Below are 22,342 nucleotides of genomic sequence, written 5' to 3' on the forward strand. Positions count from 1 at the left end.
TGAACGCTATGATCGGCATAACTCAGTCCGGTTGGTGATTTGTTTTGATTTGGCGATTGATCAGATCGCTCAAACCGGATTGAGTTCCCTTCAGTGATCTACTATTAGGCGCAGTTATTTAGCCTCGACATTAAGAAACTCCCTTATCAACTACAGGAACTGATTGATATTATAGGGTTGGAAGAAGCCTATGTTTTTTCCAAGCTATTCTTCGGTCAATGTAAATATATACCAAAATCACCCGGGTTTTTTTTGCTTAAATATAAATGGAGATTCAATAGCCAGGCTATGCAGGGAATTTGGTGGTTTAAGCAATGATGTACCACATGCGAAAAATATCGATCGGCAGTTACGTAATCGTGAGATAATAGCATTACGGCATTGCTCATTCCGATGCCTAAAGCCACTTGTTTGAGCGGTACATTGTTGCTTTGATCAATATAGAGCGAACCCGCCTGACCGGTGAACGAAGGTACGCCAAAAAATAACCGCCATAATAATCCAGCAGAATAGTATTGGCAGACTGGAGATTTGCCGGAGTTTCTTCACCGCCCTCAAAGATCACACCGGGTTTGACTTCCCCGGTATTAGGCTCAATGCTATTTTCCCTATACGGCTATTTTAAATGACAGGGAAATAAGTCCTGTTAAAAATGATGATTATTTATTTTTATAAATCGGTAATCGATTTTAGTTATACCCGTTATCATGCATACTCAGCTAATAACCGTGTTAAGTGGTTGCCCTTTCTTTTTTACTGATACATCGGACAGGCGTTATCTGTCCTTGGTTGTCATCCTGATTTTTTTGAACTGTCCGTATTTTCTGACAGGTTTGGGTTGTACAGTAGCCAATTGCTGTCTGATCGGGTGAGAGAGTCGTTATGTCGGTAAAAGATTGGTTGCTCGCGCTTTGTGTGGTGATTTTATGGGGGGTAAATTTCGTTGTAATCAAAATCGGCCTGCATGATATGCCGCCTTTCTTACTCGCCGGATTGCGTTTTTCACTGGTGGCGTTGCCGGCGATCTTTTTTATTCCGGCGCCCCGCGTCCCTTTTCGCTGGCTGCTGGCGTATGGCATGACCATCAGCTTTGGTCAGTTCGGTTTCCTGTTTTTCGCTATTAAACTGGGTATGCCGGCGGGGATCGCGTCGCTGGTACTACAGGCACAGGCGTTCTTTACATTACTGGTGGGGGCGGTGCTGCTGTCGGAAAAACTGCGCTGGAATCATGTCGTCGGTATTTTGGTGGCGGCAGGGGGGATGTTTGTGCTGGCGGAAGGACGTACCGACGGGCAAACGGCCTCCGGCATGACGATCACCACACTATTGCTCACGCTGGCCGCCGCATTGTCATGGGCGTTCGGGAATATCAGCAACAAAATCATCATGAGCAGCAACCGCGGCGTAAACATCATGTCGCTGGTGGTATGGAGCGCATTGATTCCCATCCTGCCTTTCTTCGTGTGTTCATGGCTGTTTGAAGGCCGGGAGGTGATTGTCGCCAGTCTGGTGAACATCCAGCTTCCGACTATTCTGGCGCTTTTCTATCTGGCATTTTTCGCCACGATTATCGGTTATGGCATCTGGGGAAACCTGCTGGCGCGCTATGAAACCTGGCGGGTTGCCCCGCTGTCGTTGCTGGTGCCGGTCACCGGGCTGATAAGCGCCGCTATTTTTCTTAACGAAGGGTTATCGTCGCTACAGATTGTCGGCGCAGTGATGATTATGTTGGGGCTGGTAATCAACGTATTTAGCTCTCATCTGTGGGCGTTGATGCCGGTTCGACAAGGGTGATATGACATTATACGAACAGGGTAAAGGAGTGGTAATGGTATTAGGAAAATGGTTTTTTTCGTTGAATGTGGCGGCACTTTTGTTCAGCGGCACGGTACAAGCGGCGTCCGCGCCTGCGGTGGAGACGAAAAACGGCATGGTGGTCAGTTCGCAATATCTGGCCTCTCAGGTTGGCGTCGATATCATGAAGACGGGCGGGAACGCCATTGATGCCGCGGTTGCAGTCGGGTACGCGCAGGCAGTGGTCAACCCGTGTTGCGGCAATATTGGCGGCGGCGGGTTTATGACTATCCATCTGGCTGACGGAAAAGACACTTTCATCAACTTTCGTGAAATGGCGCCCGCGGCGGCCAATGCCGATATGTATCTTGATGCCGCGGGCAATGTGAAGAAAGAGTCGAGCCTGTATGGTTATCTGGCGGCCGGGGTACCGGGAACGGTGCTGGGGCTGGACACGGCGCAGAAGAAATATGGCAAGCTAAGCCGCGAGCAGGTCATGGCGCCAGCCATCAAGCTGGCGCGTTACGGTTTTGAACTAACGCGAGCAGACACCGATATTCTGGATACCACCGTCAAACGTTTCAAAGATGATCCTGAAGCGGCGCGCATTTTCCTGCGTTCTGATGGCAGTCCGTTACAGCCAGGCGATAAGCTGGTGCAGCGTGATTTGGCGAACACGTTGCAGGCCATTGCGGATAACGGCCCGGACGCTTTCTACAAAGGAAAAATCCCGCAAGCAATAGAACAGGCGGCGCGTCAGGGCGGCGGCATTCTGACTGCGACGGATTTTGCCAATTACCGGATCGCTGAAACCGCGCCCGTCAGATGTGATTATCGCGGTTATCAGTTTGTCTCCGCGCCGCCGCCGAGTTCAGGCGGGGTAACGATGTGTGAGATCCTCAATATTGTGGAAGGCTACGATCTGAAAGCGATGGGGTTCAATTCCGCAGCCTCGGTACATGTGCTGATTGAGGCAATGCGCCATGCTTATATGGATCGCAATACTTATCTTGGCGACCCGGATTTTGTCAGTAATCCGGTAAAACATCTGCTCAGTAAAGATTACGCCGCCGATATCCGTAAAAAAATCGAACCGGAAAACGCCACGCCCTCACAGCAGGTTCAACCCGGCATCGGACCACACGAAAGACCAGAAACCACGCACTATTCCATTGTGGATAGTCAGGGAAATGCCGTCTCCACGACGTATACGGTCAATGGGCGCTTTGGTTCGGTGGTGATTGCGCCGGGAACCGGTTTTTTCCTCAACAACGAAATGGATGATTTCACCACCAAAGTGGGGACACAGAATCTGTATGGGTTGGTTCAGGGGGAACGGAACGCCATTGCCCCCGGTAAGCGCCCACTATCATCAATGAGCCCGTCATTGGTCACAAAAGACGGTAAGATCTTTTTGGTGCTGGGTTCACCGGGCGGATCGCGCATTATCAGCATCACCTTGCAAACGGCGCTGAATATCATCGATCACGGTATGGCGCCGCAGGAGGCGGTGGATGCGCCGCGTATTCATCATCAATGGTCGCCGGATGAAGTGTATTACGAGCAGCGCGGGCTTTCCGCCGATACGCTGGCGCTGTTAAAGCAGCGTGGTTACCAGATGGTGGAGCAAACGCCGTGGGGCGCGGCGGAGTTGATTATGGTCTGTTTGCCGGGCGCCGTGGGCGTGACGGCAGCCAACTCCGGCAATGATTCCGCGGTTTCCGGCAAGGTGCGTGAAGGTTACCTGTACGGGGCCAATGATATTCGGCGTCCGGCAGGCGCGGCGATCGGTTATTAATATTTTCGCGCGGGTCTGCCCGCGCGTTAACGTTATGATAAAGGTTTTGATATCAGTGAGATACATATTAAAACTTATCGATGGCGATTGGCCCTGAGTAAGGCGGCATTGATTCGATATGCAGTTCAGCCTGACCAGCGGCATGGACTTTATTGACATGCGCGGCAATCTCTTCGAGTGTGGCAAACCAGACGCCGCCGCGTGACTGCATGTACTCGATGAAACGTACGGTTTCATGCCAGCGAGCGAGCCTTCCGGTCACAAACGGGTGCCATACCGCGACGATCAGCCCTCCGTATTCCCACATGGCATCGAATTCCGCTTTATAAACCGCGATAGCCTCCTGCGGCGAGCGGATCGGCATCACATAATCGATATCGCTCATGTGAACGTAAGGCGGCCAATCGTCCATCGCCCAGTGCGTGGGCAGTTCAACCAAATGTCCTCTCTTGCCGCGCAGCAAATAAGGCACGTCATCCCCCATCAGCGAGGCGTCATATTGGAACCCCTCGGCGATCAGCAAATCGGTGGTGGCGGGTGAAAAGTTGTATAGCGGGGCGCGAAAACCACGCGGGCGCTGGCCGGTATGCCGCTGGATGATGTCAATGGATTTGCGCAGCCAGAAGGCTTCTTCCTCTTCACTGAGTTCATTGACATGCTCATGGATATAGCCATGATGCCCGATCTCATGACCGTCCCTGACCATAGCCGCTACCGCGTCGGGGTAGCGTTCAATGCACCATGCCGGAACGAAGAAGGTCTGCTTCAGGCCAAGTTCGCGATAAGTTTGCAGAATGCGCGGAACGCCGATTTTCGGGCCGTATTGCAGCGTCGAAAGGGTGCTGACCCGTTTGTAGCTGTCTGCCGGACGATGCAGATGAAGGAAGCTGTCCGCATCCATATCAAACGTTATCGCCACGGCGCACCGTGCGCCATTAGGCCACGGGATGGGATTTTTTATCATACTGTGTTTTGTCGTCATGCTATTGCCTGATAAGTAAGGTGGATATCTGGGACGCCGTATATTATTTCCCGCCTATTTCATTTCCCGCCGCGCTGATAGTGTTCGCCAGCCGCGGCTGGCGGTCTGATTTTTCCGGCGAAGATAATCAGGGCGCCGATTGAAGCCACATAGGGAAGGATCACGAACAGTTGGTAAGGCACATCGGGATGACTGAATTGCAGCCTTAATTGCACCGCGTCCGCCAGACCGAATAGCAGACAGGCCGCCAGCGCGCCGACGGGATGCCAGCGACCGAGGATCAGCGCGGCCAGGGCGATGAATCCTTTCCCGGCGCTCATATGTTCGGTGAAGATAAAAACCTGCGACAGCACCAGATAACAGCCGCCGAGACCGGCGACCATCCCGGCCCCCACCACGCTGATAAAACGAATGCCAAAAACGGATAACCCCGCGCTATCCACGGCTTGTGGATATTCTCCGGTGGCACGCAGGTTCAGCCCCCAGGTGGAGTGAAACAATAACCACCACGCCAGCGGTATCAGGGCGTACATCATGTAGATCAGCACATCCTGGTTGAACAACAGGTTGCCAATCCACGGCAGAGAAGAAAGACCGGGGATCGGCAGCGCGGAAAAACCGCTCAGTCTGTCTGACGCATTTTGTCCGCTGAACACTATGCGAGACAGAAAGGAGGTGAGTCCGATGATGAACATGTTGATGGCGATGCCCGCGACCATCTGATTGATCGCCAGCCAGACGGTCATTACGGCCAGCAATAGCCCGGTTAGTCCTGCGGCGAGCAGCCCGACGGCCAACCCTGCCCAGGCGCTATGGAAGTAGAAACTGCCTAACGCCGCGCCGAAAGCGCCGCTCAGGATACTGCCTTCCAGCGCCAGATTGAAAACGCCGGCGCGTTCCGACCAGATACCGCCCAATGCGGCGAAAATCAGGGGAATCGACAGGCGTAACCCTGTGGCGAACAGAGCGAGGTAGGCTTCATCCATCACGTTGACTCCGGGAAGAATGGGTTGAAGGGATGAGGTTATTGTCGCTGACGGCTTGTTGCTGAGACTTGAGCTTCCAGATAAGCCCCGCGGCGACAAAGATAACGATCAGGCCGCGCAATGCCTCGATCGCGGTAACATCAAGACCGATGGCGCGTTGCATGAATTGCGCGCCAGTGCTGAGTCCGGCAAGGAAAAAAGCGGACAGCGCGGCAAGCAACGGATTGAGGCTTGCCATAAACGCCACCACGATGCCGTCATAACCATAGCCGGGGCTGAAGAGGTGATACAGCCGGTATTTGACGCCGACCACTTCGAGCGCGCCCGCCAGACCCGCCACCGCGCCGCCGGCGATCATGCTGCCTATTAAGTGGCGTGGGATCGATATACCGGCATAGTGCGCCGCTTTCGGGCTTTTACCGACCGCCGACATGGAAAAGCCGACGGTGGTATAGCGTAAAACCCAAAATACGAAGGTACTGAGTACGGCGGCAATGATGACGCCGATATGGGTGTCGGTATTAGGCAGAAAAATCGGCAGCCATAAGCTTTCGCTGATTTCATTGGAGTACGGATAAGGCGCGCCGTCCTGCATCATCGGGCCGCCGGCGAAATAGCTGACAATATTGATGCCGACGTAATTCATCAGCAGTGTCACGATGACTTCATTGAGGCCCCGGACGGCACGCAGATAACCGGGTATCGCTCCCCATAGTCCGCCGCCAATCATGCCCGCCATAAGGCATAACAACAGGTGCAGCCAGGCTGGTAGTGCAGGCAGGTAGAGGGCGACGGCGGCGGCGGCCAGACCGCCGATATAGATTTGTCCTTCGCCCCCTACGTTCAACAAACCGCAACGCATTGGGATAATCACCGCCAGACCAGCCAGCAGCATCGGACACATCTTGATAAGCGTGTCAGCCAGGCCGTAATAATCAAAGAACGCGCCCTCGAACAACGAGGCATAGGCTTTAAGCGGATTGTGGCTGGTTGCCAGAATCAGCAATGAACCGAGTGCGAAGGCCGCGAGTACCGCCCACACCATGCGTAAACGATGAAGCCAGCGCAGCAGATTACTCATGGTGAAAGTCCTCAACGGCATCGCTGGTCATTAGCTCGCCAATTCGTTCGGTGGTTGCCTCTTCACGGGTTAATATTCCGGTGAGCCGGCCTGCGCACATCACGCCAATCCGGTCGGAAATCGCCATGATTTCATCCAGTTCAGTAGAAATATAAAGCACCGCTTTGCCTGACATCCGCTGTTCGCGAACGACGCGCTGCACCGCTTCAATCGCGCCGACATCCAGTCCTTTACACGGCTGCATGACCACCAGCAACACCGGATCACACTCCACTTCACGGGCGAAGATGAGCTTTTGTTGATTGCCGCCAGACAGAAAACGCACCTTTTGATGGACACGATGCATACGTACATCGTATTTCGCGCACCATTCGCGCGTGATGTCTTGCGTCCTCTGGGCATTGATCAGCCCGTTGCGTGCAAAGGGCGCGCGGTTGTAGTCGCGCAGCAGGGCGTTTTGCCACAGCGAAAAATCCAGGATCAATCCGGTGCTGTGGCGATCTTCGGGGACATAGGCGATCTTGAATCGATGCCGCCGTTCATTGACGTCGCAACCCTGTAAGGATTGGCCTTGAATGCGGATATCCCCGGCTGTCGGTACACGCAAACCGGTAATGGATTCGGCGAGTTCCGCCTGACCGTTGCCATCGACGCCGGCGATCCCCAACACTTCACCTGCCCGAATCTGGAGGGAGACGTCCTGCAACGCCTGAATGCCCCGGTCATTGTTGGCGCTGAGCGAAGTGACTTGCAACACCACCTCGCCGGTTGCCATGGCGGGCAATCCAGGTGGTTTCACCAGATCGCGCCCCACCATCATCCGCGATACCGCCTGTGGCGTGGTATCGGCGATCGCGGCGTGTCCGACGACTTTTCCACGGCGCAAGACGGTTACCTGATCGCAAACCCGGAACACCTCGTCCAGTTTGTGGGTAATAAACAACATGGTTTTTCCCATACCGCGCAGTTTTTGCAAAATCTGCAAAAATGCTTCGATTTCCTCAGGGCCGAGCACGCTGCTGGGCTCGTCGAGGATCAGCAGATCCACATTGCGATAGAGCGCTTTGAGGATTTCCACACGTTGACGCGTGCCGATAGGCAATTGCCATATCTGGCGGTCTGGATCGATATCCAGACCCACCTGCGCGCTCAGTTCAACCAGTTTGCGGCGGTGCTCGGCAAGCCGCAGCCGCAGGCCGCCAGACAATCCCAGAATAACGTTTTCGAGCACCGTCAGATTATCCACCAACATGAAATGCTGGTGGATCATGCCCAGACCATTCTCCAGCGCGTGTTTGGGTGATGACACTTCAAGCGGTTTGCCTGCCAGACGTATTTGCCCGGCGTCGGGCTGATACAAGCCGTACAGAATATTCATCAGTGTCGTTTTACCTGCGCCGTTTTCACCCAGCAGCGCATGGATACTGCCTTTACTCACATTGAGCGACACCGTATCCAGCGCGGTAAAATCACCAAACCGTTTACTCAATCCTTCAATGCTGAGATAACTCATTACGGTTTCTCGGCGGCATTACGCTGTTTGATTTTCTCAATGAGCGCCGCGACGTCGGTTTTTGTCTGTTCTGAAACTGACTTGCCGTAGCTGCCAAGACGAAATGCTTTTGGCGTTTCGAAGCCGTAAACATAGGCTTTGCCGCCTAACGGCCCGTTTTTGGCGTGTGTCAGAACGGTGAGTAAGGCGCCGCGCATATCAAGGACAGCGGATTGCAGCAGGTTATCCGGCCAGTCATTCAGCGCGTCGTAGTAAATGCCAAAACCTTGTTTATTCTTCTCCCGCACGGCCTGCAAACTGCCAAGCACCGCATTATCCATGGTCGGGAACAGGGTATCCGCTTTCTGATCGATCAGGTTCAGCGCCGCTTCCTTACCTTTGGCAAGATCGTCCCAGTCGTTGGTCCAGGCGCTTAATACCTGACCGTCTGGCCGCGCGGCTTTAAAGCCTGCGATGAAACCCTCATTCAAATCAGTATAGGCTTTAATTTTCTGAGCGCCGATGAAACCGCCAACCCCGGTTTCTGAGCTTTTGCCGCCGATAAACCCGATGACGTACCCCATATCTTTCATGTCAAAAGCCAGCGTTGAAACGTTGCCGCCGCTGTTTGTGCCATTCACAATCAGGAACTGGGTGTTGGTGTTGCGTCTGGCAACCCGATCGACCGCATCCTGAAATTCACCGCCATGACCGATAACAATATCGTAGCCACGGCGGGCATAGTCAGACAGCGCGCGGGCCTGATCGGGTTGAGGAACCTTCTCACTGTAAGCCACTTCAATATCCAGCGCTTTACCCGCCTGCATAACGCCTTCGTAGCCAGCCTGATTGAATGAGTGGTCGGTGATGTTGCCGGCCATCACGATGGCGACTTTTAAGGGCGCAGCCTGAACGACAGTGGTGTAAGCGAGCGCTATCACCGTGGCTGCTGCCGCAGCCAGATGAGTCAGCGGACGAAAAGAACGGGGGCGAAACAAGGTCGTCATCTTCATGCTTTATTCTCCGTTTCAACTATATTAACTTTCTTTCAAGTGGCTTGATTTTTATTAAAGCAAATTTCATGCCTGCTTTTTGTCTGGCCCACCTGAACGGATTAAAAAGGCCGCGGCGCAGTCCGTCAGGGGTTTTTGTCATCGTCCGGCGCTTGTAATTAGGTCGATCAGCTAAGGCGTTTGTACTGAAATAGCGCAATTTGGTAAAAATTTGCACTAAAAAAGTTCACAAATTGTTCGCTGCACAGGGCAAATCAGCAGGAGGCGATAACGTATGCCGGCGGAGGCCGATAGAGAGAGATGACGTTGCGCGGGGCGGCGAGCAGAACAGGGAGGCGCAAACGGTTTAGCGCTGACTGCCAGACTTGCTGCGGTCAGCGCTAAAATCCGGTTAAAGCACGCGAACGCGGAAAGCTAGAACGTAACAGGGGTGTTAACCCAAAGCACATGGGCTACCGTCTTGCCGGTGTTGCGATAACCATGGGGAATGTGACTGGGAAAATAAAAGGAGTCGCCAGCACGTAAATGGTGGGTTTCCTCACCTAAATATAGCGCTATCTCGCCTGTCAGCACATAGCCCATCTCTTCACCCTGATGTTCGATCAGCCCATCACTGGCGACGCCGGGTTCAATAATATGAATATTGCCCTGCAACAAGCCGCCTTTATGGTGATAGGTCAGGTTTTCCAGGTCGATACCCCCTTGTTTATTGCGCTGTAAAAACCGTTTCCGCCGACGCTGATCCGGTTTGAGTACCGGAGATTCGGTCACCCAGTTTTCGGCCATCAGGTCGGAAATACTGGTTTCCAGTGCGTGGGCCAAACGATGCAGCATCGCCAGAGAAGGGGTCGCCACCTCATTTTCCAGTTTAGAAAGCAGACTCTCGGAGCATTCCACCTTCTGCGCCAACTGTTTTAACGTCAGTTCCTGCGCCAGACGAGCATGTCGTAGCCGCATGCCCAGATTGGATAGTACAGTACCGCTGGTATCGCCATTTTTTTTCATAACGCGCTATCGGGTTATCAAAGTAGAAACGACTCGCTGTCTTCCAGACCACGAGTCGCATGCTGGTCAATCCGTTACACTAAAATGGATCGCCTGAGGATTACAACCATTGATTGGCACGATGTCCTGAGGACAGGCGGACATGACCACGATGCAATCCAGTTCCGCGCGGATCTCTACATAATCCCCCGCTTTGCTGATCGCCGGCAGCCAGGAAATTGTGTAATCGGCATTGACCGGCGTATTCATCCAGAGATTCAACGGCTGCGGAACTTCGCGGGCGCGCAGGCCGATGGCGTTAAGCGCCAGACGCATATTATCCGCGCAACTGTCATGGTATTCCGTGATCCCCATGTTGCTATAGCGAAACAGATCGCAGGCGGCAATCAGCGTGTCGTGGACGCCTGGCGAGGTGTCGGTCAGCAACGTCCCAATCGGTCGGCGTTGATTAGTGACCAGTACATCGCCCGGTTTAGGGATGATTTTATCGATAAATGCGCGGGTATGTTCCATGGAGGAAAACTCACTCAGATCCTCGCTGTTGAACAACCATGTATCGCACACCTGGCTTCCCGGCGTGTTGATGATGCGGATAAGCTGGCCTTTTTGCAGGCGAACGGCGCAACCACAACGGGCCGGAACCGTATAGGTTTCCCCCGGCACCGGCGTGCCGTCAGCCGAAATTGCCGAGGAGAGGGTCGCATTGGTTCCCAGCGGGGCGCCGTTATCTTTTTCACAGCAGGCAGGATAGTGGATTGTGCTCATAAATTGACTCCTGTTAATGGGTTTGCCAACTCGGTCAGGCAGCAGGCGAGTGCTCTGGCGCCAAGCCAGAGTGAATGTGGATCGGTATACTCAGCCGGGTTATGGCTGATCCCCTTGTGGCTGGGGACAAAAAACATGCTGGTTGGGCAGTGCCGCGCCAGACACATTGCGTCATGGAAGGCGCCCGAAACCAACTGCGCGGTCGGGATCGCCAGCGCTTCGCAACACGCTTGCTGTTGTGCCAGCAGATGCGGGTCGAAAGTGACTGGCGCTTGATGCAACAGCGACGTCACGGTCACGTTCTGGTCGGCGAACCCGGCGATAACCGAATCGAAATAGTCTAAAACCTCAGCATCAGGATGACGAAAATCGATGGTGAAACTGACCTGACCCGCGACGGTATTGATAGAATTCGGCATCACCTGCCAACTGCCGAAGGTCAGCCGCAATTGTTCGGCTGGCACCCCGGCCACGGCGTTTTCAATGCGATCGGTCAGGCGGCGGGCCAGCGTCATGGCGTCTGCGCGGTTGTTCATCGGCGTGGTGCCGGCGTGAGCGCTCCGACCGGAGCAAACCATCTGATACCATCTGACGCCCTGAATCCCTTGCACGGTCGCCAGAGACAGGCCAGCCTGCTCCAGTATCGGCCCTTGCTCAATATGCAGTTCGATAAACGCGGTCATGGGGTATTGTTTCCGGCGCGGCAGGGGAAAACGGCGGTGGCATTCAGCCAGCGCCGCGCCGACGGTAATGCCATTCTGATCCTGATTGTTACGATACTCAGCCAGATATGCCGGGTTGACGAAGGCGTTGGAACCCATTGCGCCCGGCGCAAACCGGCTGCCTTCTTCGTTGGTCCAAATCACGACGTCCAATGGCCGCCGGGTGACGATGCCTGCTTCATTAAGCGCCACCACACATTCGATACCGGCCATAACGCCGTAGCATCCATCAAGATTGCCGCCATCCGGTTGGGTATCGATGTGACTGCCTGTAACCACGGGCGGCAGATCCTGCGCTCCCGCACGGCGAATAAACAGGTTGGCGCACTCATCGGTCATGACGTCGCAGCCCAGCGATCGCGCCAGATCGATCAGCCAGGCGCGGGCGTCCAGATCGTCTGCGGAAAGCGCCTGGCGATTGACGCCGCCGTTCGCCAGTGCGCCGAAGCGTGAGAGTGTCGCCAGATTATCCAGCAAACGGCGCTGACTGACGCTGTCGGCCACTTTCCTTGCCTGTTCACTGATCATGGGCGACTCCCGGTTCATCAAGTTGTAACGGACTTTTGAACCACGGAGCCAGAAAGGTCTGTAAGCGTTCACTCTTTGGCTTGCGGAATAGCGTACCGGGCGGCCCGCTTTCTATGATGGCGCCGCCGGCCATGAAAACGATGCGCGAAGAGATATGCGCGGCGAACGACATTTCATGCGTGACCATCACCATGGTGATGCCTTTACCGGCGAGCGCTTTTATCACGTCCAGCACCTCTTCGACCCGCTCTGGATCGAGTGCGGATGTCGGTTCATCCAACAGCAGCAGTTCCGGTTCCAGCGCCAGCGCACGGGCGATGCCGACGCGTTGCTGCTGCCCGCCTGACAGATGTGAGGGCCAGGCGTCGGCTTTCTCCGCCATACCAACCTGCGCCAGTGCTGCCGCGGCACGTTGCCGGGCCACCAGGCGGGGCAACTTTTTCCCCAGAACCAGCGGCGCGGCGACATTCTCCAGTACAGTCATATGCGGCCAGAGATTGAACTGCTGGAATACCATCGCCAGTGGACGGCGAACTTCGGCGATTAACGCCGGGCTATCGCGGTGACGTCGTTCGCGTCCCGGTCCGCTGTAGCCCAGTAACTGACCTTTTATCCAGATTTCTCCTTCATCATAGGCCTCCAGAAAATTCATACAACGCAACGCGGTGGTTTTCCCCGAGCCGGACGGACCGATCAATGTCACGATCTCGCCAGTCTCAACCGCCAGATTGATGTTCTTCAGCACCGGGTTGCCATCAAATGACTTGCCGACGCCGCGCAGTTCGATAATGGTTTCATCCATAACGTTATCCTTTAGAAGTCCGCCCGTTGCTGAGCAGGCGAATGCTCAGGCCGACCGCCTGCGCCAACAGCCAGTAGCTGATGATCAGCAAGGCATAGGGCAGAACATAGTTATAGGTATTCGCGACGATTTGCCCGGTCGTCATGGTGAGTTCAGGCACGGTAATTATTGAAGCCACCGCACTTTCTTTAATGGTCAGAATGAACTGATTGCCGAGCAAAGGCAGGCTGAAGCGCATCGCCTGCGGTGTCTGGATATGCCAGAAGCTGCGCCAGCGTGAAATATTATGCGCGGCGGCGGCTTCCCGTTGCCCACGGGCGATGCTCCGCCAACTGGCGCGGAAGATCTCGCTGAAATAGGCCGCGCTGTACAATGTCAGCGATAAAATGGTGGCTTCAATGGCGCTCAGCATGATGCCTGCCGACGGCAGACCGAAATAGATGACCGCCAACTGCGCCAGATAGGGGGTGCCGCGGATTAGCCAGACATAACACCGCCAGGCGGCATACAGCGCCCGCGAGTGTCGGCACACCGCATGCAACAGGAAACCGAGCGCGGCCCCCAGAAACGCGGAACAGAGGCTGATCCACACAGTGACGCTCATCGCACGCAGATAATCCGGCAGATAAAGCAGCAGATCTTTCATCTCCGCTCCTTAACCCAGCGGCGCTCAAAGTAGCGGCCCAGCAAAGCGAGCAGGCTGGTCAGCAGCAGATAGGTCAACGCCGTGGCGACATAGACCTGAAGCGGTTGATACGTTGACGAAGCCAGTTGCTGGCCGACCCTCATCAAATCGGTAATGGCGATAACAGACACCACCGCGGACGCTTTGACGACATCGATAAGCTCGGAAATCAGCGCGGGAAGCGTCAGCCGTAACACCTGAGGCACCTGAATTCGCCACAGCGTCTGACGGGGGCTTAAGCCGCAAACCGCGGCGGCTTCCAGTTGACCCGGCGCAATGGCGGTAAAACCACTGCGCAGAATTTGCGATTGATAAGCGGCGGTATTTAGCGTCAATGCCATCACCGCGGCAAAATAACTGGAAATCTCTAAACCCAACTCGCCGGGTAAATAAAAGCACAGCAGCATCTGCGCCAACACCGGCGTGCCACGGAACAGGCTGACCCAGGCGTGGGCGACGCCTCGGAAGAGCCGCATTGTGCTGCCTGTCATCAGGTGGATGCCCACGCCGACAAAAAATCCGGCGATAATGGCGATCAGACACAGCGATGCCGTGGTAACGGCGCCGTTGAGTAAAGCAGGAAGCCAGGAGAGGAACCGCCCGTAGAAATCTGCCATGCTTACCCTTACAAACTCGGCGCAGGCATGTGATCAGCAGGCACGGTCACGGTAAAACCAAACCATTTTTCTTGCAGGGCTTGCAGGGTGCCGTCGCGATTTGCTTCGGCAATCCCGTCACTGAACAGTTTCACTAGTCTGGCGCTGTCTTCATCCTGACGCCCAACCCAGCCAAAGTAAGTCGTCGGGCCAAGCATCGGCTTCAAAGTACTGAATACACCGGGGCGACTTTTGATCAGCGGGCCAAGATTGGCCAGCGACTGCGCTACGCCATCAAGACGCTTATTGGCCAAATCCGCATAGGCTTCATCAAAGGAAACATACTGTTTGATTTCTTTAATGCCGGGCTTGCCGCTGGCCTTCAACTGTTCATTGAACGATTGCAAGATCTGGAGTTGGCCGGAGCCGGCCTGTGAGCCAACAACTTTTCCGCTGAGATCATCCAGAGACATAATGGAGGTATCATCATCACGTTTCAGCAGGGCAACGGTGGATTCGGCAATAGGAACGGTGAAGGCAAAACGCTCCATACGTTGTTTGTTGACGGTAACCGCCGTAACCACAAAATCGAACTTCCTGGCATCCAGCCCCGGCAGGATGCCCTGAAACGGCAGATCCAACTGTTTCACTTTCACGTCCGGCAGACGCTTTTGCAAAATATGATTCATCAGGTCTACATCGTAGCCCACTATTTTGCCGTCCTGAACAAACTCAAAGGGTGCATATCGCGCTTCCGTGGCGATTGTCAGGGTCTTATTGGCGATAATTCTGTCCAGCAGGTCGGCGCTGTGGGCAGGAAAAGCAAGCACGCTGGCAGTACACAGTGTGGCAGCGTACAGAGCAGTCGCGAATTGGCGTCGTATCATGATATCCCCCTGGAGAAAGTGATGTGCTTTTAATTCAAGTAACTTGCATAAAATTACAAAAGCATGAAATGTGCCAGTCTTGACATCGATCGGAGGAAATGACATTTTCCCACTTATCTCTTTGTTATTAAAAATAAAACTTATCGACGTTGCTATTGGCTGAGTAGGGTGCGCGCCAGATGTGGAAATAAACGACGGACTTTTTGTTTGGTTGCAGAGCACGTTGCACTTTTATTGTGCATAGTAAGGAGAGCGGTGGATTCTTTCTCTACCGGATGAAAACACGCAAACGCCGCGCCATCCTGTGGCTTGTCACGACGATATACCCTATTCTGAAGCCGCTCCGCCGCCATGAAATACGGCTTAGGATTAAGATGAAATCCAGTGGGTATCAACATAAAACAGCATTGAGGCATTGATAAGCTGCCTTATACTAGCAGGGCGCTTGCATATGAATATTACAGGTGAGCAAATAAGGTATTTTCAGCCCATAGTTGAGTGCAATTGCGGCAGATTAGTGTTTTTCAGGCAAAATACAGCAGCAATAGAGGATTGATGGAGAAGATGCTTGCGGTTCAGACGTTCATTAACGATTAAGCAGATGACAGCCGTGTCCGCTGTGGCACTGGTCACCATCAGCCTGTTTATCGTGATACAGCTTTTTCACTTCGTGCATCAACGTCGTGAGGATTATGCCAGGCAACTGGAGAACATCGCTTATTCTGTGCGCCAGCCTTTGACGGAGGCGGTGCTGCAAGGTGAAGTGCAACGCGCTGAAGATATCCTCAATACGCTGTTGCCGGTCGGTTTTCTCAGTCGGGCTGATGTGCTGCTGCCGGGCGAATTCCAGACGTTGCATGCTGATTTTCCCACCGAACGCCCGGTGCCAGGCTGGATTGCCCGCGTATTCAAACTGCCTATCCGCATCGCGGTGCCGCTCTATTCGCCGCCGCAAACGCAGAATACGACGCCGTTGGCGAACCTGGTGCTACAGGCGGACTCCTATCGTATGTTTCAGTTTATCGTCAGTACGTTTTCGACGCTGCTGGCGACATATCTGCTGTTGGCGCTGATCCTGTCGATTGCCGTTACCTGGTGTATCAACCGGTTGATGGTGCATCCGTTGCGCGACATTATCGCCGAGTTGCAAAATCTGCCGCCGGATGCGATCCCTCGCCACCCGTTGACGTTACCTGAATGGCATCAGGATGACGAGCTTGGCGCGTTGGTTCGCAGCTATAACCGTAATCAGCAGTTGCTGGAGCAATCTCTGGTTTCTGTAGAGAAACGATATGATTTAGCAGGGAAAAATGACTTTTTAATGCAGTTACAGCAACGCTTGTCAGAAAATACGCCGCTCAGCCTGATGGTTGTTGGGGTCGGGCCCGTACTGGGGACGCAAGACGATGTGCGGCATACATTGGTGGAGCAACTGAAATCGGCGATTGCATTATGCGAAGATCCGATCCTGCTGGCCTGTCTGGGCAATGATGAGTTTGCGATGCTGAGAGCGACGTTACCAGCGGAGCAGGAGCAAAACTGGGCGCAGAATATTGTGCTACAATTCAACAAACCATTTGCTATTATCGGCCAGTCACCACTGGCGGTAGGTGTGGGGATCGTCCATCTTGTCCCGCCTTTGCCAGGAGAAAAGAAGCTGGAAGCCCTGTTGCTTTCTCAAGCTCAATTTGCGATGCAGATCGCCCTTCACGAAAGAAAAATGGTGTTTATCTCTTCATATCGTGATGCGGAAATTTTACTAAACGAGTAACCTTATTATTACTAATGTTTTTGCTTTTTCCCCTTATAAGCCAGGCTATGACTGGTCTCGTCAGTTTTTTATGGTGATATTCCGTTTGATGTAATCGGTTGTTTGTTACAGATAAATTGCGTAAATGTTTATTGTTAACAGTGGCTGAAGCGATTCTGCTCTTGTTTTTAACCTTACGTTCACAAACTAAAGTTATAAAACATTTCCAGGTTGTTATTGCGGTGTTACTTTCCTGCGCAATCACAGGGGGCGTCTGTACCTTTTTATCACCTGTGTTTCCTCATCATAGGACGCATATATGAAACTATCTATTGTTAAAAGTCTTTACTTTCAGGTGCTTGTCGCGATTACGGCAGGGATACTGCTGGGCCATTTCTATCCAGAACTCGGCGCTCAGATGAAACCGCTCGGCGATGGGTTTGTTAAATTAATTAAAATGATCATTGCGCCGGTTATCTTCTGTACGGTGGTCACGGGTATAGCCGGCATGGAAAGCATGAAGTCCGTAGGCCGTACCGGTGCAGTCGCGCTGTTATATTTTGAAATCGTCAGCACCATCGCCCTGATCATCGGTCTGATCGTGGTGAACGTAGTGAAACCCGGCGCGGGAATGAACATCGATCCGAGTACATTAGATGCTTCCGCCGTTGCGGTTTATACCCAGCAAGCTTCCCAGCAGGGGCTGATCCCGTTCCTGATGGATGTTATCCCGGCCAGTGCGGTGGGGGCGTTCGCCAGCGGAAACATTCTGCAAGTACTGCTGTTTGCCGTTATGTTCGGTTTTGCGCTGCATCGTCTGGGCAGCAAAGGCAAAATGATTTTTGATGTGATCGAAAGTTTCTCCAAAGTTATTTTCGGCATCATCAACATGATCATGAAACTGGCGCCGCTGGGGGCGTTCGGTGCGATGGCGTTCACCATCGGTAAATATGGTGTAGGGTCGCTGGTGCAATTGGGGCAGTTGATCATTTGTTTCTACATCACCTGTCTTCTGTTCGTCTTCCTGGTGTTAGGCAGCATCGCCAAGGCGACCGGGTTCAGTATCTTCAAATTCATTCGCTATATTAAAGAAGAACTGCTGATCGTACTGGGTACCTCGTCTTCTGAATCTGTCTTGCCACGTATGCTGGAGAAGATGGAGAAAGTCGGCTGTAAGAAATCCGTTGTCGGCCTGGTTATTCCTACCGGATATTCATTCAATCTGGATGGCACTTCCATCTACCTGACGATGGCGGCGGTGTTTATCGCGCAGGCAACGAACAGTCAGATGGATATCTGGCATCAGATCACCCTGCTGGTGGTGTTGCTGCTCTCTTCCAAAGGCGTGGCGGGTGTGACAGGCAGCGGATTTATCGTACTGGCGGCTACGCTATCAGCCGTCGGTCATTTGCCGGTGGCAGGTTTGGCGTTAATCCTGGGTATTGACCGTTTCATGTCGGAAGCGCGCGCCCTGACCAACCTGATTGGTAATGGCGTGGCAACGATCGTGGTGGCGAAATATTGCCGCGAACTGGATGAGAAGCAACTTGATGCTGTGTTGTCCGGTAAGGATAAAGGCAATAACACGACGGCACCGACCACAATGTCATAATAATTCCTGCGTTTTCTCATTCCTCCTTCCCCACCGCGAAAGACGCCGTGGGGAATTTTTTAGCCGCCACCGCTTAATGCGCGACATTTTATTGATCCTGCCTGCCCAACGTGCTGCGTCAAAATGACGTAAAAATATTGTTAAATATGAGTTTTTCCGTCTTTTTTGACGATAATTTCGCCCCTTTGGGTGACATAGATAAAAGCGTGTGGTCTAAGGGAATGGTACACTTCGCCTTTACTATTTTTCCGTGATACATCCACGAGAGAGTTCGGTGGCAAACGCAAGGCCACTATTATTATCAACCACCGCCACATTATGTTGGATAGTTATATAAGTAGGGGTTCACATGCAGGGCACCAAAATTGGCCTTTTAGTTGGTGGAATGTTGCTGGCGGTTGTCGGCAGCAACGTGCAGGCTGAAACACTACAACCCGACCCCGCCTGGCAGCAGGGTAAACTGGATAATGGTTTTACCTGGCAATTACTGACCACACCACAACGCCCTGGCGACCGGGTAGAACTACGTCTGATGGTGAATACGGGTTCGCTGGTGGAGAATGCTCAGCAAATCGGGTTCGCATATTATCTTCCTCGTCTGGCGCTGGCGCCCGGCGAGACGCTATCAGCCGCACAATCGCCGCCAATGTGGATACAGGACAATAACGGCATGCACTCTCTGTCGCCGGTGATTACTTCCTATGATTTCACGTCTTACAATCTGAGTTTGCCGAGCAACCGACCAGAATTGCTGAAAGAGGCGCTGGGTTGGCTGGCAGAAACCGCAGGTCAAATGACGATCGATGATACCAGCATTCAAGCCGCGCTTAACAATCCCGATCAGATAACCACCTATCCACCGGACCCGCAAGATCCCGTCTGGCGCTATCGGCTCAAAGGATCGACCTTATTAGCCCATGATCCCGCTCAGGACGTCAAACTGCCGCTGAGCAGCGAGCAATTGCAGCAATTTTATAAAACCTGGTACACGCCGGATGCCATGACGCTCTATATCGTCGGACATGTGGATAACCGTGCGATTATTGATCAAATTGGTAAAGCGTTCTCCGCCTTGCAGGGCAAGCGGGAAGCGCCCGCGCCGGTGCCGACATTAAGCCCGTTACCGCTGCAGGCCATCAGTCTGATGAATAATAAAGAGGCGCGGCAGGATACATTGTCGCTGGTGTGGGAAATGCCCTGGCACCCGATTCGCGAATCGCAGGCATTGGCGCGTTACTGGCAAAGCGATTTGGCGCGGGAAGCGTTGTACTGGCATTTAAAACAGGCGTTGGAAAAGCGTTCGCAGAAAGACAATAACCTGCGTTTTGACTGCAATGTGTTTTATACCCGCGCGCAGTGTGCGATCCATCTGGATATGCCAGATAGTGGCAGTGTGATGCCGGGGATGATATTTTTGGCTCAGGAACTGGCGAGGCTGAGAGATAACGGACTTGCGCAGCAGGAATTTGATGAATTGATTGCACGTAAAACGGATGAGTTGAACAAACTTTTTGCCACTTACGCGCGTACCAGCACCGATATTCTGATGTCGCAACGTTTACGTTCGCAGCAGAATGGGGTAGTGGATATCGCGCCTGAGCAATATCAGAAATTGCGGCAGACTTATTTGTCCACGCTAACGCTCGATATGCTCAATCAAGCGCTACACCAGCAACTTTCGCAGGACGCGACGCTGATGTTGGTGCAGCAACAGGGCGAACCGGAGGCGGATATGAAAGATCTCCAGGCGGCCTATAATCGGATCATGACGCCGACGGCGGATACCGCGCCTGAACCTGTCGCAGAAACGCTACCGTTACAAAGCGACGCACCGGCGCCCGTCGTTCAGTAGTCCAAATCGTGGTGGGGCCGACTTTATCGTCGGCTCTTACTTTATACCGCCATACAATTACAAAATAATAGCCGGTGCCGGGTAACAGTAAATTCTGATCTAAAACCTCATCCTATGTTTACACTCCCTCCGCCGATAAGCTGTACGCCATGCCGGGCTGCATCGTCATCACCGTGCAGGATATTCGGGAGCTGTGGCGCTGTCTGGAAGGACTCAGCCTGCTACCGTTCAATGAACGCGCCGCCGCTGACTGGCTGAACCGCTTTCCTGATGGGTTGGATGTGGCAGGGATGGAGAACGGGCGGTAAATTACCGCCACTGAGCAGCGGATAATAAAAAGCCGGAAGGATCTTGGGGATCGCTTCTGGTTTTTTATTTATTTCTTCGGTTTCCATTAATAATAATCAGAAACTCTTATTTCTTTTAGAATAAGCTCTAAAGGAACGTGCTCTATATCATCTGCTATTTCATCATATGGAGCTGGAAGATCAATCGAAAAACCAAAATCATCATTAACTATAATACAACCATTGAATATACGTTGATTATCAGTCAATTTAATTATATCTGACATTCTCATTCCAGTGCGCAGAGAGTTCATGTAACAACCCTTATATTTCTCATTGCAACCAACAGATTTAATTAAACCATTAGATAATGTACCTATAGTAATAGTTTCATCAATAACATACGCCATTCTTTTTTCATCATCAGGCAAAAAATAATCGAAATACCTAACAACATGATTTGAATACATATAATTAAGATAGCGCTCAATATTTTCGCCTAAAACGATGTTCCCGATCGACGTATTAGAAATAATATCGGCATTCATATCGATCATTTATAATCCACCATTCATTAATATGCCATCAATATAAACTGGCGAGTCTGCAATAAGATCATAGTTTTTAAATCCCCCGTGACCTATTCGGCCATAAACGACATCCTTACCATTAACGTCACGATAAACCTTCCAGTAGTCATTTCCATGAATATTAGGCTGAGTCGAAGAGCCACCCGGATGATAATCTAATTTATAAGTAGTACCTGACTTTGTTGTTTTAATATATTGAATATGTTGGATAGCACCTGGCTTATCAGCCTGAGGATATGTTTTCGACCATCCTTTCGATGTCAAATAATCATGAACATCTTCAGGTTTCTTCCCCGTTAAACGTTCAGTCCAGCGACTGGTAATTCTATCTCTACGATTAAATCCTTTATTAGATGGACACTTCGCCAACCCAAATGGATCAACCCAATCCAATGGATTATGCACATACCCGTAATTACTCTCTCCACCCAGAACCCCTATCGGGTCATAGGGATTATCCGAGGTTCGTCGTACTGACTATGGCTGCGCATGATTCTACGTCACGCAACACGGTAAATACAGCAACTAAAACAGAACGTTACTACATGGTGGGATACGCCCCGCAAAACGGCAAGCCTAACCCGCCGTCGGCGATTAACCTTAAAGGCCGCTGGCTGGAAGAGTCGGGGTTTATGACCGGGATGCCGATAACGGTGACCGTGGAGCGGGGAAGGATAGTGATCGAGACGGAGATTAATGTCTGATCGTTGTACTAAACAGCAGGTAAAAAAATAGCCGGAAGGATCGTGGGATCGCTTCCGGATTTATTTTTAATTAATTTCGATAGCTTCTTTGCCATTAATTAGAACATCAAAACAAGACTCAATGTCCTTCCCATATTTATATATGCATTCATCAAAAACACCGTATATAACATCCTCACCATACATGAGGATAATGTATCCATTATCACATTCACCTATAGGAACTAAAGGACATTGTGTTATTTTTTCATAACTTTCAACTTGTTCCTTGTATAGCTCCAAAATAGCTTTTTCGGGGTCTATATAGAAAAACTTACTAAATAGCTGTTCCAAATAGTAGATCACTTTGAGGGAACTCAGTCCGAGTTGAGCGATCTGATCAATCGCCAAAAATCACAAATCACCAACCGG

General features: G+C 52.3%; 22 protein-coding genes. 7 read left to right on the top strand and 15 right to left on the bottom strand.

The window, feature by feature from the left end; genetic code table 11:
• Positions 1-882 precede the first annotated feature (882 nt).
• Both DES54_RS16610 and ggt read left to right on the top strand, forming a co-directional pair.
• Positions 883-1,794: an EamA family transporter gene (locus DES54_RS16610; protein WP_113869267.1), complete on the top strand. Its 912-nt coding sequence runs from the start codon at positions 883-885 to the stop codon at positions 1,792-1,794.
• Between the two features lie 34 nt (positions 1,795-1,828).
• Positions 1,829-3,592 (top strand): gamma-glutamyltransferase, encoded by a 1,764-nt coding sequence (ggt, locus tag DES54_RS16615; protein WP_113869269.1) that lies wholly within the window; start codon positions 1,829-1,831, stop codon positions 3,590-3,592.
• Between the two features lie 67 nt (positions 3,593-3,659).
• Here the strand turns inward: ggt and DES54_RS16620 are convergent, their stop codons facing one another.
• The 12 genes from DES54_RS16620 to DES54_RS16675 all read right to left on the bottom strand — a co-directional run bounded on the left by DES54_RS16620 (position 3,660) and on the right by DES54_RS16675 (position 15,136).
• Entirely contained in the window at positions 3,660-4,574 is a 915-nt protein-coding gene (locus DES54_RS16620; protein WP_205680236.1) for a polysaccharide deacetylase family protein, read from the bottom strand.
• Positions 4,575-4,633: 59 nt separating this feature from the next.
• Positions 4,634-5,560, bottom strand: coding sequence for an ABC transporter permease (locus DES54_RS16625; protein WP_169050492.1), 927 nt, complete (start codon positions 5,558-5,560; stop codon positions 4,634-4,636).
• Positions 5,553-6,641, bottom strand: a complete 1,089-nt coding sequence (locus DES54_RS16630; RefSeq protein ID WP_113869273.1) for an ABC transporter permease — start codon at positions 6,639-6,641, stop codon at positions 5,553-5,555. Before DES54_RS16630 ends, DES54_RS16625 begins: the two co-directional genes overlap by 8 nt.
• Positions 6,634-8,154 carry an ABC transporter ATP-binding protein gene (locus DES54_RS16635; protein ID WP_113869275.1) on the bottom strand — a complete coding sequence of 507 codons (1,521 nt, stop codon included), beginning with the start codon at positions 8,152-8,154 and terminating at the stop codon, positions 6,634-6,636. Before DES54_RS16635 ends, DES54_RS16630 begins: the two co-directional genes overlap by 8 nt.
• The gene (locus DES54_RS16640) at positions 8,154-9,146 is read right to left on the bottom strand and encodes a BMP family protein (RefSeq protein ID WP_240635043.1); all 993 of its coding nucleotides are present in this window, start codon (positions 9,144-9,146) and stop codon (positions 8,154-8,156) included. The genes DES54_RS16635 and DES54_RS16640 overlap by 1 nt, the downstream gene beginning before the upstream one ends.
• A gap of 414 nt (positions 9,147-9,560) precedes the next feature.
• Entirely contained in the window at positions 9,561-10,151 is a 591-nt protein-coding gene (locus DES54_RS16645) for a cupin domain-containing protein (protein ID WP_113869277.1), read from the bottom strand.
• Positions 10,152-10,217: 66 nt separating this feature from the next.
• Positions 10,218-10,916 carry a DUF1989 domain-containing protein gene (locus DES54_RS16650; protein ID WP_169050491.1) on the bottom strand — a complete coding sequence of 233 codons (699 nt, stop codon included), beginning with the start codon at positions 10,914-10,916 and terminating at the stop codon, positions 10,218-10,220.
• Positions 10,913-12,166, bottom strand: a complete 1,254-nt coding sequence (locus DES54_RS16655) for a M20 family metallo-hydrolase (protein WP_113869279.1) — start codon at positions 12,164-12,166, stop codon at positions 10,913-10,915. Before DES54_RS16655 ends, DES54_RS16650 begins: the two co-directional genes overlap by 4 nt.
• The gene (locus DES54_RS16660) at positions 12,156-12,968 is read right to left on the bottom strand and encodes an amino acid ABC transporter ATP-binding protein (protein ID WP_113869281.1); all 813 of its coding nucleotides are present in this window, start codon (positions 12,966-12,968) and stop codon (positions 12,156-12,158) included. The genes DES54_RS16655 and DES54_RS16660 overlap by 11 nt, the downstream gene beginning before the upstream one ends.
• A gap of 4 nt (positions 12,969-12,972) precedes the next feature.
• Positions 12,973-13,614 carry an amino acid ABC transporter permease gene (locus tag DES54_RS16665; RefSeq protein WP_113869283.1) on the bottom strand — a complete coding sequence of 214 codons (642 nt, stop codon included), beginning with the start codon at positions 13,612-13,614 and terminating at the stop codon, positions 12,973-12,975.
• Entirely contained in the window at positions 13,611-14,270 is a 660-nt protein-coding gene (locus DES54_RS16670; RefSeq protein WP_113869285.1) for an amino acid ABC transporter permease, read from the bottom strand. Before DES54_RS16670 ends, DES54_RS16665 begins: the two co-directional genes overlap by 4 nt.
• 8 nt (positions 14,271-14,278) lie before the next feature.
• Positions 14,279-15,136: a transporter substrate-binding domain-containing protein gene (locus DES54_RS16675; protein WP_113869287.1), complete on the bottom strand. Its 858-nt coding sequence runs from the start codon at positions 15,134-15,136 to the stop codon at positions 14,279-14,281.
• 601 nt (positions 15,137-15,737) lie between these two features.
• Between DES54_RS16675 and DES54_RS16680 the strand changes: the two genes are divergently transcribed.
• From DES54_RS16680 to DES54_RS18630, 4 genes are all read left to right on the top strand, one after another.
• Entirely contained in the window at positions 15,738-16,907 is a 1,170-nt protein-coding gene (locus DES54_RS16680) for a HAMP domain-containing protein (protein ID WP_113869303.1), read from the top strand.
• Between the two features lie 298 nt (positions 16,908-17,205).
• A complete protein-coding gene (locus tag DES54_RS16685; protein WP_113869289.1) occupies positions 17,206-18,498 on the top strand; it encodes a dicarboxylate/amino acid:cation symporter in 1,293 nt (430 codons plus the stop codon).
• A gap of 349 nt (positions 18,499-18,847) precedes the next feature.
• Entirely contained in the window at positions 18,848-20,350 is a 1,503-nt protein-coding gene (locus DES54_RS16690) for a M16 family metallopeptidase (protein ID WP_113869291.1), read from the top strand.
• 149 nt (positions 20,351-20,499) lie between these two features.
• Positions 20,500-20,658, top strand: a complete 159-nt coding sequence (locus DES54_RS18630; protein WP_169050489.1) for a hypothetical protein — start codon at positions 20,500-20,502, stop codon at positions 20,656-20,658.
• 86 nt (positions 20,659-20,744) lie between these two features.
• Here DES54_RS18630 and DES54_RS16695 read toward each other — a convergent pair whose 3' ends face one another.
• Entirely contained in the window at positions 20,745-21,194 is a 450-nt protein-coding gene (locus DES54_RS16695; RefSeq protein ID WP_113869293.1) for a hypothetical protein, read from the bottom strand.
• On the bottom strand, positions 21,195-21,620 hold the full coding sequence (locus DES54_RS19000; RefSeq protein ID WP_240635044.1) for a hypothetical protein: 426 nt from the start codon (positions 21,618-21,620) through the stop codon (positions 21,195-21,197).
• A gap of 86 nt (positions 21,621-21,706) precedes the next feature.
• Between DES54_RS19000 and DES54_RS16705 the strand changes: the two genes are divergently transcribed.
• On the top strand, positions 21,707-21,931 hold the full coding sequence (locus tag DES54_RS16705) for a SymE family type I addiction module toxin (protein WP_113869307.1): 225 nt from the start codon (positions 21,707-21,709) through the stop codon (positions 21,929-21,931).
• Positions 21,932-21,997: 66 nt separating this feature from the next.
• On the opposite strand, the gene DES54_RS16710 is transcribed toward DES54_RS16705, so the two are convergent.
• Positions 21,998-22,321 carry an SUKH-3 domain-containing protein gene (locus tag DES54_RS16710; protein WP_113869295.1) on the bottom strand — a complete coding sequence of 108 codons (324 nt, stop codon included), beginning with the start codon at positions 22,319-22,321 and terminating at the stop codon, positions 21,998-22,000.
• Between the last annotated feature and the right edge of the window lie 21 nt (positions 22,322-22,342).

This window comes from Brenneria salicis ATCC 15712 = DSM 30166, from assembly GCF_003315515.1.
Classification (GTDB): domain Bacteria; phylum Pseudomonadota; class Gammaproteobacteria; order Enterobacterales; family Enterobacteriaceae; genus Brenneria; species Brenneria salicis.